General features: G+C 44.4%; 15 protein-coding genes. All 15 read right to left on the reverse strand.

The genetic code is table 11. The features are described from left to right. Window positions 1–15: 15 nt before the first annotated feature. Window positions 16–1176 carry an ADP-forming succinate--CoA ligase subunit beta gene (gene sucC / locus NST31_RS01575; RefSeq protein WP_077111741.1) on the reverse strand — a complete coding sequence of 387 codons (1161 nt, stop codon included), beginning with the start codon at window positions 1174–1176 and terminating at the stop codon, window positions 16–18. 86 nt (window positions 1177–1262) lie between these two features. Next, complete coding sequence (locus NST31_RS01580) at window positions 1263–1544, reverse strand: EscU/YscU/HrcU family type III secretion system export apparatus switch protein (protein ID WP_077111742.1); 282 nt, start codon at window positions 1542–1544, stop codon at window positions 1263–1265. After that, entirely contained in the window at window positions 1541–2797 is a 1257-nt protein-coding gene (locus tag NST31_RS01585; RefSeq protein ID WP_339163501.1) for a hypothetical protein, read from the reverse strand. The genes NST31_RS01580 and NST31_RS01585 overlap by 4 nt, the downstream gene beginning before the upstream one ends. Before the next feature lie 16 nt (window positions 2798–2813). Then, window positions 2814–3587, reverse strand: a complete 774-nt coding sequence (locus NST31_RS01590; protein WP_077111744.1) for a ribonuclease HII — start codon at window positions 3585–3587, stop codon at window positions 2814–2816. A gap of 72 nt (window positions 3588–3659) precedes the next feature. Then, complete coding sequence (gene ylqF / locus NST31_RS01595) at window positions 3660–4517, reverse strand: ribosome biogenesis GTPase YlqF (RefSeq protein WP_339163505.1); 858 nt, start codon at window positions 4515–4517, stop codon at window positions 3660–3662. A gap of 18 nt (window positions 4518–4535) precedes the next feature. Then, entirely contained in the window at window positions 4536–5075 is a 540-nt protein-coding gene (lepB, locus tag NST31_RS01600; protein WP_077111746.1) for a signal peptidase I, read from the reverse strand. A gap of 183 nt (window positions 5076–5258) precedes the next feature. Then, window positions 5259–5603: a 50S ribosomal protein L19 gene (rplS, locus tag NST31_RS01605; protein WP_077111747.1), complete on the reverse strand. Its 345-nt coding sequence runs from the start codon at window positions 5601–5603 to the stop codon at window positions 5259–5261. A gap of 141 nt (window positions 5604–5744) precedes the next feature. Further along, window positions 5745–6467 carry a tRNA (guanosine(37)-N1)-methyltransferase TrmD gene (trmD, locus tag NST31_RS01610; RefSeq protein ID WP_077111748.1) on the reverse strand — a complete coding sequence of 241 codons (723 nt, stop codon included), beginning with the start codon at window positions 6465–6467 and terminating at the stop codon, window positions 5745–5747. After that, window positions 6464–6979 (reverse strand): ribosome maturation factor RimM, encoded by a 516-nt coding sequence (rimM, locus tag NST31_RS01615; RefSeq protein WP_077111749.1) that lies wholly within the window; start codon window positions 6977–6979, stop codon window positions 6464–6466. The genes trmD and rimM overlap by 4 nt, the downstream gene beginning before the upstream one ends. Window positions 6980–6984: 5 nt before the next feature. Then, window positions 6985–7377 carry a YlqD family protein gene (locus NST31_RS01620; RefSeq protein ID WP_077111750.1) on the reverse strand — a complete coding sequence of 131 codons (393 nt, stop codon included), beginning with the start codon at window positions 7375–7377 and terminating at the stop codon, window positions 6985–6987. A 62-nt stretch (window positions 7378–7439) separates the two neighbouring features. Further along, window positions 7440–7673, reverse strand: a complete 234-nt coding sequence (locus NST31_RS01625) for a KH domain-containing protein (protein ID WP_077111836.1) — start codon at window positions 7671–7673, stop codon at window positions 7440–7442. 11 nt (window positions 7674–7684) lie between these two features. Further along, on the reverse strand, window positions 7685–7957 hold the full coding sequence (rpsP, locus tag NST31_RS01630; RefSeq protein ID WP_077111751.1) for a 30S ribosomal protein S16: 273 nt from the start codon (window positions 7955–7957) through the stop codon (window positions 7685–7687). A gap of 736 nt (window positions 7958–8693) precedes the next feature. Continuing rightward, window positions 8694–10037, reverse strand: coding sequence for a signal recognition particle protein (gene ffh / locus NST31_RS01635; protein WP_077111752.1), 1344 nt, complete (start codon window positions 10035–10037; stop codon window positions 8694–8696). A 12-nt stretch (window positions 10038–10049) separates the two neighbouring features. Beyond that, window positions 10050–10382 (reverse strand): putative DNA-binding protein, encoded by a 333-nt coding sequence (locus NST31_RS01640; protein ID WP_077111837.1) that lies wholly within the window; start codon window positions 10380–10382, stop codon window positions 10050–10052. A gap of 95 nt (window positions 10383–10477) precedes the next feature. Beyond that, entirely contained in the window at window positions 10478–11467 is a 990-nt protein-coding gene (gene ftsY / locus NST31_RS01645; protein WP_339163512.1) for a signal recognition particle-docking protein FtsY, read from the reverse strand. Window positions 11468–11481: the final 14 nt, after the last annotated feature.

The raw sequence follows: 11481 nt of genomic DNA on the forward strand, positions 1-11481 counted from the left end.
ATGTATTTTGTTTTTTTAGCTGACAAGCTCAACAATTTTTTGGGCACCGTCAGACATGGATTCAGCAGCGATGATATTGAGTCCGGATTCGTTCAATATTTTTTTGCCCAAATCAACATTCGTGCCTTCGAGTCTTACAACGAGAGGGACACTCAAGCCGACTTGCTTGGCCGCTTCAACAACACCGGTTGCAATAATGTCACACTTCATAATTCCTCCGAAAATGTTGACAAATATCCCTTTCACATGTTCATCGGAAAGAATAATTTTAAACGCTTCTGTTACTTTCTCCGCGGTAGCCCCGCCTCCAACATCCAGGAAGTTTGCAGGATCTCCGCCGTAATGTTTGATAATGTCCATTGTAGCCATCGCCAGACCGGCACCGTTGACCATGCATCCGATGTTCCCATCAAGGGAGATATAGCTCAGGTCATATTTGGAAGCTTCAATTTCTTTCGGGTCTTCCTCATCCAAATCGCGGTATTCCAAAATATCCTTATGCCTGAATAGGGCGTTATCATCAAAGTTCAGCTTGGCATCAAGTGCGAGCACATTGCCGTCGCCTGTAACGACTAGCGGGTTGATTTCCGCAATGGAGCAATCATTATCAACAAAAGCATTGTAGAGAGTGATCATAAATTTGGCCGCTTTTCCCACAAGCTCTTTTGGCATGTTTATGTTAAATGCAATACGTCTTGCTTGGAAGCCAGTTAATCCAACAACCGGATCGACGACCTCTTTAAATATTTTTTCCGGCGTTTTAGCTGCCACTTCTTCGATGTCCATCCCGCCTTCTTCGGATGCCATTAAGACGACTCTATCTGTGGCGCGATCTACAACGAGACCGACATAATATTCTTTCTTGATATCGCAGCCTTCCTCAATCAATAACCGTTTTACTTCTTTTCCTTCCGGTCCTGTTTGATGAGTAACGAGGGTTTTTCCAAGTATTTCGTCAGCATATGTACGAACTTCATCTAGATTTTTCGCGACTTTCACACCACCGGCTTTCCCGCGTCCCCCGGCGTGGATTTGCGCCTTTACAACGCATATTTCCGTACCCAGTTCTTTTGCCGCATCGACCGCTTCATCAACGGTAAATGCCACTTTTCCATTTGGTACAGATACGCCGTATTTTCTCAGGATCTCTTTACCTTGATACTCATGGATATTCATTTTCCGTCCTCCCTCAGACTGTAAAAAATAGATTACCGTGTTTATTGTATTAAAATGGCGAATGGAAGTCCACCCTTAAAGCCTTTTCATTTCGATTCTCCGGTTTTCTTGTCGATTTGATAGATAAAAGCCAGAACTTCGGCAACTGCGCCGTATAGTTCTTCCGGAATGGCTTCGTTGATATTTAGCTGTCCCAGCAATTCAGCAAGAGTGGGGTCTTGCTGCACCGGAATATTATTTTCTTCCGCCTTTTCCAGAATTTTCTCCGCCACTTTTCCCGTTCCTTTTGCCAATACGATAGGCGCCTGATCGCTTTCAGCATACCGTAAAGCAATGGCTTTCTTCTGTTCTACATTTTTCTCATTCATATCCGAATATCAACCCCAGTATACGGATTGCTCTCCAAGCCAGATAGCCGGTTTACGACAGGGCTTTTGTTTGCCGGCTTGCGAATATGCACCGTGGATAAAGTATAATCCAACTTTTTTAATTCAGTTTTTAGAAAGGGCATAAGCGTTTGCGCCAGGGGTTTGATTGCCTCTGATTCGTTAAAGAGCGTAACTGTGACGACCCGGTTTTGTATTTGCATGTCCACAACCGTTTCCTTTAAATGTTGCAGGTCAAGGTAAAATAAAATCCGACAATAATCAGCGTCTATTTTTCCATCCGGTTTCCGCTTTGCTGTCCATTGCATTGTTAATTCGGTGTATTGCTGAAAAACTGTTAAAGGAATAGTGAAAACGATTTGCTGAACAGATGTGTTATTGGCTGAAAATAGCTGCTGTCCGTTCATTTTTAAAATAATTTGCTCCGCGTAATTTCGCGAAGTGTTTCCAGCTTCATTGATCCCGACATATTTTACAAGAAGGGATTTTAATGCCAACTCCGGCTTGAGCTGTTCCATATTGGCTTCATAAAAGATCCCTGTATGCTTAATCGCTCTCATAAGATGTTGAAAAACGTCCTTGCCTGTTCCTGTATGAGCTTTTTCTTGATGGCTGCCATGATGGAGCAGCTCCTCAAGATGCTGAAGGATTTGTTGAACGAGAGGGGCATTTTTTGGTTCCTGCTGGAGGGATTCATATAATGAGGACATTAAATTGGTGAAGGATGTTTTGTTTACAGCCGCAAAAAGGGATTGAAACACCGAGTCAATAAAGGGTAAGTTTTGCCTGCTCATAAAACGGATGACATCCATAGCCAAACTTTGGTCATTCACTGTCTTCAGCCATCTTCCAGCAGTGAATATTTGCTCTTTCGTCAATGGAACGGGTTCCTTCATTAAGAAATTTGTAAGCTCTTGCAATCCCTTCTGCTCTGGAAATGGAGAGTGATCGAGCGAAATGGGACCAGGGGTGCGAGGGGCTTCTTTCGACAGTAATTTTAAAAGCAATTCTCCTTGTTGAAACGCTGCCTGAAACCAATATCCCTTTCCGCTTTCCAAAGGAACCTCCAGTTTTGCAATCAAGCGGTTGGATCCAATTTGAATTTCTGCCAGCTGATTGGGAAAAAAGCGGAGTGTTCTGGCAAATACTACTTGGCCATCCCGCAGTATGAACGGCTGGTCAGCCGGGACTTTATCGGTATTAAACATTATTCTCGAAATGGTATGTATATCCAATCAACTCACGTCCTTCTCACTGGCCGGCATGTTCTTTTATCGGGCCGAAAGATTTTCGGTGAATCGGACAAGGCCCGTAAGATTGCAATGCAGACAAGTGGCCTGCAGTTCCGTAGCCCTTATGGATGCGGAAACCGTACTGGGGAAACTGCTCATCATATTGTATCATAAGCCGATCGCGGGTGACTTTGGCAATGATTGATGCAGCCGCTATTGAAACACTTGCTGTGTCGCCTTTTACAATCGACTTGTAGGAAAACGGCACATCTATTTCCATGGCGTCAAAAAGGATAAAATCCGGCTGGACACTTAATTCGCTGATGGCTGTCTGCATTGATTTTTTGACGGCATTATGTATGTTCAATATATCTATTTCCCGCGCCGAAATAATCCCAACTCCGACAGCGATTGCTTTTTCCGTAATTTCTTGATAAATGTCAAAGCGTTTTTTTTCGGAAAGTTGTTTTGAATCATTGATCCCCGCGATATAACAGTCGGCAGGCAATATGACAGCGGCCGAAACAACCGGCCCGGCCAGCGGCCCGCGCCCGGCTTCATCAACTCCCGCGATATGCTCATAACCCGCCGCTCTCGCTTCTTCTTCCAATTTGCTCATGTTCTCATATCGCTTCCGCTCAAGTAGCGCTTTTTGTTTTTCACGCCGCCATTTCGCTACAAGGGTTTGGACGCCCTTGCGTGAATCCACGGCAAGCTGCTGAAATAATGGGTCCTGCTCGTCTGTTATCTCTGGCAGCAATTTTTTTACTTGTTCGACAGTCATCTTGTCCATCCATTGTCCCTCATTGTCTATCTGTTTTTTATATCGGCCAAGTGAAGAGGTTATGAATATGTTTACAAAAAATTAGTCGGATTGTTCTTTCGGAAAATCAAATGTCAATCGACCAAGCTTTTGTGTTCGCACATCCATCACGATGATGTCAGCCGTTTTATCATAATCAACTTCCCCTCCGGACATTAAACAGCCGCGGAGCTTCCCGATATGATCGAATAAATCAGCCATTTCTGTCGCTATATCCGCCATTTGGTACCTCTCCATTAAGCGTTGCGGATAATGGCTTTTCAGGAAATCCAGCGCATAGACGGCAATGTCTTGCATATTTAATAATGAATCCTTAATGGCTCCTGTTAAAGCCAACTTGTATCCAATTTCTTTATCTTCAAATTTCGGCCATAAAATTCCGGGTGTATCGAGAAGTTCCAGTTCTTTTCCGACTTTAATCCATGCTTGTCCGCGTGTTACTCCCGGTGTATTGGCAGTTTTGGCGATATTACGCTTTGCAAGCCGATTAATCAAAGTTGATTTCCCCACATTCGGTATGCCAATAATCATCGCCCGCAAGGCTCTTGGCTTTAGACTTTTTTTTGCCCGCCGCTCGATTTGCTCCTTCAGCAATTCCTTCGATGCTGCGATGATTTCTTTCAATCCCTTCCCTTCCTGGGAATTAATGGCAAGCGCCTTATGGCCCTTTTCACTGTAATAACGAATCCACTCCTTCGTATAATCAGGATCCGCCATGTCAGCCTTATTCAAAAGAATAAGGCGCTTTTTTTGCAGAATGATTTCATCAAGCATAGGGTTGGCGGATGAGATGGGAATCCGCGCATCAACAAGCTCGAACACAATATCTACGACTTTTAATTTTTCTGTCACTTCCCGGCGAGCCTTTGCCATATGCCCGGGAAACCATTGAATTGCCATGAATGTTCCTCCATTCAATCACTTTACAACTCTAACATCCTTTAAAGGCCAATATACAAATTTGGTGTCGCCAATCACTTTTTCCATTGGTATTGTTCCTATATGGCGACTGTCTTTACTTGAACGGCGGTTGTCCCCCATTACAAACAGTTCACCTTCCGGAACGGTTTTGTGGCCGGTAATTTCCTCCAAAGTAAAATCTTCCGTTAAAGGACCTTCCGGATTTTGCTTTTTGTAGACTTCCAAATATGGTTCCTTATAAGGCTTTCCATTCACATAAAGTGTGTCGTTTACATACTCAACGGTATCTCCGGGCAATCCGATCACGCGTTTTATATAATCCTTTTGCTCAGGGGCATGAAAGACGATAATATCAAAACGGTCCGGTTTGCTCAGTTTGTTAACAATCATTCTGTCGCCGTTATGGAGTGTGGGCATCATGGAAAACCCGTCTACAACAATCGGAGCAAAAAGGAAGTAACGAATAATCGCAGCCAGCCCTACGGCAATGAGCAAGGCTTTTGTCCATTCCCAAATCTCATTTTTTTGTTTCGCCATTTTGTCACCATCCAATCATCACTGGGAAGTTTTCACATGTTTTCTCTCATATGTATACACCATTTTACACGAGTTTAAAACGCAAGGAAATAAATTGCAAAGTAAAAGGAGCTTGAATCCAAGCTCCTTTGACAAATTTCATTTACGGCCTCTTGTTGCAACGAAGCAGGCATGAGCCATAAATTAACGAATTTCTTTGATACGAGCCGCTTTACCACGCAGTTTGCGCAGATAGTAAAGTTTTGCACGGCGAACCTTACCGCGACGCACGACTTCAATTTTAGCAATTCGTGGTGTATGGACCGGAAATGTTCTTTCCACACCAACACCGTAGGAAATTTTGCGAACGGTAAAAGTCTCGCTGATTCCGGCACCTCGCCGGCGGATAACGACTCCTTCAAACAGCTGGATCCGCTCACGCGTTCCCTCTACGACTTTTACATGAATCCGAACTGTATCCCCCGGGCGGAATGCCGGCAGGTCAGTACGAAGCTGCTCTTTCGTGATTTCCTCTATTAATTTGTGCATCGTATTCATCTCCTTCCACCGATGCTCATGCAAACGTTCAATCTTGCAGCGGAACACCGTAGTCACCGACTGGAAACAACTTGCTACATTCCCAGCCACAAAAGTAATAATATCATAGCCAGCCGTCATTTACAATTGGAATTAGGACAGATTTTCCTCGTCAAGCCACTTTTTTTGTTCTTCCGTTAACGGATAGCTGTCAAGAAGGTCGGACCGGCGATTTTTTGTCCTTTTTAAAGATTGCTTGATACGCCATTCTTCGATCTTTTTATGGTTGCCGGATAGGAGCACGTCAGGCACCTTCATTCCCCGAAACTCGGCCGGCCTTGTATAATGCGGGTGTTCAAGCAATCCGGTTGAATAAGAATCCAAAACAGGTGATTTTTCATTTCCAAGAACGCCCGGCAATAGCCGGACAACCGAATCAATGACAACCATAGCGGCCAGTTCACCGCCTGTTAATATGTAATCCCCAATGGAAATTTCGTCAGTCACAATACTTCTGATCCGCTCATCATATCCTTCATAATGTCCGCAAATGAAAATAATTTGCTCCTCTTTTGACAACTGTTCCGCCTTCTTTTGGGTAAATGTCTCTCCCTGCGGGCATAAAAGAATAACGCGCGATGAATGTTTCTTTTTTACGCATTCTACCGCATCGAAGATCGGCTGCGGCTTTAATACCATTCCCGCGCCGCCGCCATAAGGGTAATCATCTACCGTCTTGTGCTTGTCATCGGAAAAATCACGGAAATTTGTTAGATGGTATGTGACGGCATTTTTTTCGGCAGCTTTTTTTAAAATGGAAGAACCGAGAACTCCTGAAAACATTTCGGGGAACAAAGTCAATACGTCAATCCTCACGGCAATAATCCCTCCAGCGGATCAATGACAATTTCTTTTGTATCAACAGAAACTTTAAGGACTACATCAGCGATATAGGGTATGAGCAAATCTTTTCCGTTCTCTCTTTGGACGACCCAAACATCGTTGGCCCCTGGGGTTAAAATTTCTTTTACAGTACCAAGCTCTTCTCCGTCAACAGTCAACACTTTGCAGCCAATGATTTGGTGAAAATAGTATTCGCCTTCTGGAAGATCCATCAATTCTTCTTCGGAGACTTTTAACATCCCGTTTTTCCATTGTTCTACTTCATTCACATTGTCATATCCTTCAAAGGTAAGCAAATCAAATTGTTTATGCTTGCGATGTGTTTTGACTACAAGTGGAATAGGTGCTGCTTCGTTGAGGAAGAGATGCAGGGTATTACCCGGGGCGTAGCGTTGTTCCGGAAAATCGGTTACGGAAATCACTCGGACTTCTCCGCGTATTCCGTGGGTATTGACAATTTTTCCAACATTAAACCAACAGCCCATGACAGTCACCTTTCTCGAATTTCAGATATGATTCCGTCTTTTATAATGACGGTTTTCCCTTTCATTATTTCTTCCCAATTATCACCAATTTCAATTTCTACAAGTGCCTGGACATCTTGATCCTTTAGCTCGCTCCCATACGGAAGCATCCCAAGCTGCTCAATTTGAAAGTCGATTAATTTTATTTTTTCCTTTCTCAAATCAATTTCCTTATCAAATTGGGCTTTAAGGCCGACGGCTGAAAACTTTCTTGTTCTTTCCAATTTTTTCATCTCAAATAATAATTGATCGCATTCTTTTTGCAATTGCTGTTTTTGCTGGTTATATTTAGCGGAAAGCTTTTCACGGCTTTTTTCGGTTAAAATTTGTTTGACGGTGACAGTTTGGATAATTTTCACACGATCATCCTCCGTCTTTTATTTTCGGTGATATCGTTAAAAAAAAGGGAGGTTTTTCCTCCCTATTCGTCGATTTCCATGTATACCTTCTTATGTTGTTTGGATCCTGCAGCGGCATACACGACCGTTCTAATCGCTTTGGCTACACGTCCATGCTTTCCAATCACCTTCCCGATATCCTTTTCGTGAACCGTAAGATGATAAACAATTCGTTTGTCATCTTCACTGACACGCACTTGAACATCGTCAGGATGATCAACAATCGGCTTGACGATCGACAAAATTAATTCTTGCATCGCTATCACGTTTACTTGCTATTCTTCGCGTTATGGTATTTCTCCATAATACCTTGTTTCGAGAACAGGTTGCGGACGGTATCAGAAGGTTTCGCCCCATCCTGAAGCCACTTTAACACACTTTCTTCATTAATTGTAACTTGTGCAGGCTCAGCGACTGGGTTATATGTGCCAACCTCCTCAATGATGCGTCCGTCACGCGGTGAACGCGAGTCGGCAACAACGATCCGATAAAAAGGAGCTTTCTTTGCTCCCATACGTTTTAAACGAATTTTAACTGCCATGCTTTAAAGCACCTCCGAATAGTTTCACACAAGATAGTATAATATCAGTGTGTGTTTTGTTTGTAAAGTGTTTTTTCTTAACATGTTAAAATGACATGTATGCAACCCCAAGACGGGATAACTACGTGGCATACAGTTGCCTTTTGGTAATCGGCGGAAGCTTGATATTATCTTGCTCCCGCGCCGCTTATCGACTAGCTGACTTTACGCTAATATGCTCCTGCGCCTCCGGCCTATTCGATAGAAGCCTTATTCAGCGCGTCACAAGATGCAGACGCTTTGCACAGCTTCTTGTCTTCTGAGACACAGTACACTTAATGAAGTGGTTAAACCTCAGCGCATCACAAAGAAGCTTATTCTGATTGGAAACAGCTGAGGCGCCGTGGCCCTATTAACTTGGCAAAAGCGCTCTAGATAAGCAGGCGCTTTCCGCTTTTCTTATTGTCCAGCTCTAGCGCCTATCGACTTGCAGACTTCACGACTACTCCTACGATAAGTCAACATCGGCTCGGTCCTCGCCGTGTTTCCTTTATCTCGTCGCAGGCACTCCAGTCTGTACGTCGATAAGCAGGCGCTTTTCGCTTTTCTTATTGTCCAGCTCTAGCACCTATCGACTTGCAGACTTCACGACTACTCCTACGATAAGTCAACATCGGCTCGGTCCTCGCCGTGTTTCCTTTATCTCGTCGCAGGCACTCCAGTCTGTACGTCGATAAGCAGGCGCTTTTCGCTTTTCTTACATAAACGGAAATTTGAAGCCTTTCTTTCTCCCTTTTTGCTGCATGCCCGACATTTGTTTGAGCATTTTTTTCATTTCCTCAAACTGTTTCAGGAGCCGGTTTACTTCTTGAACGGGACGCCCGCTCCCTTTGGCGATTCTTCTGCGCCTGCTCGCATTAATGATTTCGGGATTTTCTTTCTCGGCTTTTGTCATGGACCGGATAATGGCCTCCACATGCCCAATCTGCTTTTCATCCACTTGCAAATTGTTGAGCCCTTTCATCTTGTTGGCGCCCGGCATCATTTTGATCAATTCATCGAGCGGCCCCATGCTCCTGACTTGGCCAAGTTGTTCAAGGAAATCGTCAAATGTAAAAGAGGCTGTCCGGAATTTATGTTCCATTTCCTTCGCTTTTTCTTCATCGACAGATTCCTGGGCTTTCTCAATCAAGGTAAGCACATCGCCCATACCCAAGATCCGGGAAGCCATTCGCTCGGGGTGGAACGGTTCGAGTGCATCCATCTTTTCTCCCATCCCCACAAATTTAATGGGTTTTTGGGCAACGGAGCGAATGGATAAAGCAGCCCCTCCGCGGGTATCCCCGTCCAGCTTTGTCAAGATGACCCCTGTAATGTCAAGCTGCTCATTAAAGCTTTGTGCCACATTGACAGCATCCTGCCCCGTCATCGCGTCCACTACAAGGAATATTTCATCCGGATCGGCTACTTCCTTGATTTGCCTTAATTCTTCCATCAGCTCGTCATCAATATGCAACCGTCCGGCAGTGTCGATTAGAACATAATCACAATTTTCTTCCTTTGCCTTTTCAATTCCTTTACGGACAATGTCCACGGGGTTCACTTGGTCGCCCAGCGAAAACACTGGCATATCGAGTTGCTTTCCGATCGTCTCGAGCTGTTTAATGGCCGCCGGCCTGTATATATCGGCTGCAATGAGCAAAGGCTTGCGGTTGTAGCTTTTGCGCAACAAATTGGCAAGCTTCCCCGTTGTCGTCGTTTTACCGGCTCCTTGCAGTCCGGACATCATGATCACCGTCGGTGGACGTTTCGCCGTGGCAATCTTGCTTTGTTCACCGCCCATCAGATCGGTAAGCTCTTCTTTCACCACTTTAATGACTTGCTGGCCAGGCGTGAGGCTTTTCATTACCTCCTGCCCGACTGCCCTTTCGCTCACCTTTTTAATAAATTGTTTGACAACCCGAAAGTTGACATCCGCCTCAAGCAAAGCAAGCCGGACTTCACGCATCATTTCTTTGACGTCCGCTTCTGTTACTTTTCCCTTGCCGCGGATTTTTTGAATTGTCGATTGCAACCGGTCGGCCAATCCTTCAAATGCCATTATTGCCGCCCCCTAATCCAATTCCTCTAATTTATCCAGATAGATGGATATTTTATCCTTCAAATCCGGGAAGTCGCTTAACTGTTCCCTCATCAAACTCGTCAAATGTGTTCGTTTTTGGAATTTTTCCAGCAGTAAAAGCTTGCTTTCATACTCTTCGAGCAATGCTTCAGTCCGTTTTAAATTATCGTATACAGCTTGCCGGCTCACGCCATAGTTTTCGGCAATTTCTCCGAGTGAAAGATCATCCCGGTAGTAAAGGGCCATATAATTACGCTGCTTTGGAGTCAACAACGTTTGATAAAAGTCATACAAGTAGTTCATGCGCGTTGTCTTCTCAAGCATCATCGGGATCTCCACCTTGTTAAGTTAAAAGCCTTTACACACCCTAAATCTTACACCATTACCAGTGAGGCGTCAACCCGTTTCCTTGAAAGCGACTATTCCTCCGTTTTCTCGATCGCATCAGAAAACAATCCGTAAATATATTTCTCAGGATCAAATGGCTGTAAATCATCTATTTTTTCACCAAGGCCGACAAATTTCACCGGAATATTGAGTTCTTTCCGAATCGCCAATACAATGCCGCCTTTGGCTGTTCCATCCAACTTGGATAACACAATGCCGCTGACATCGGTCGCTTCTTTAAAAGTTTTTGCCTGGAGCAAGGCATTTTGCCCGGTTGTGGCATCCAGAACGAGCAAAACTTCATGTGGTGCCCCAGGAATCTCCCTTTCTATGACACGCTTGATCTTTCCCAGCTCGTTCATCAAGTTTACTTTGTTCTGCAGGCGGCCTGCGGTATCACATAACAAAATATCCGCTTTTCTCGCTTTTGCGGCCTGTACCGCATCATACATGACAGCAGCCGGATCCGAACCCGCTGTTTGTTTAATGACTTCCACACCGACACGCTCACCCCATACTTCAAGCTGCTCAATGGCTCCGGCGCGGAACGTATCTCCTGCGGCAAGCAACACTTTGTTTCCCTCCGCTTTAAAATGGTGGGCCAGTTTGCCGATCGTCGTCGTTTTGCCGACGCCGTTAACCCCGACAAATAAAATGACGGTTAGACCATCCTTCTGGATGTTCAAATCACCGAGATGATCCTCCCCCGACTCGTAAATCTCAATCAGCTTTTCGGATATAACGGATTGGACCTCTAGCGGATCTTTCATGTTTCTTCTTTTCACTTCCGTCTTTAACTCATCGACAAGTTCCATAACTGTGTCAAAACCGACATCCGCCTGAATCAATATTTCTTCAAGCTCTTCAAAGAAGTCTTCATCCACCGTACGATAGCGGGCGACGAGGTCATTGATTTTATTGGAAAAATTATCACGGGTTTTTACAAGGCCTTCTTTAAATTTTTCAGAGATGGTATCGGTTGATGTTGTAAATTTATATTTTAATTTTTTAAAAAAACTCATTTGCTTCACCCCCA

It is taken from the genome of Siminovitchia sp. FSL W7-1587 (assembly GCF_037963795.1).
GTDB lineage: Bacteria > Bacillota > Bacilli > Bacillales > Bacillaceae_C > Siminovitchia > Siminovitchia thermophila.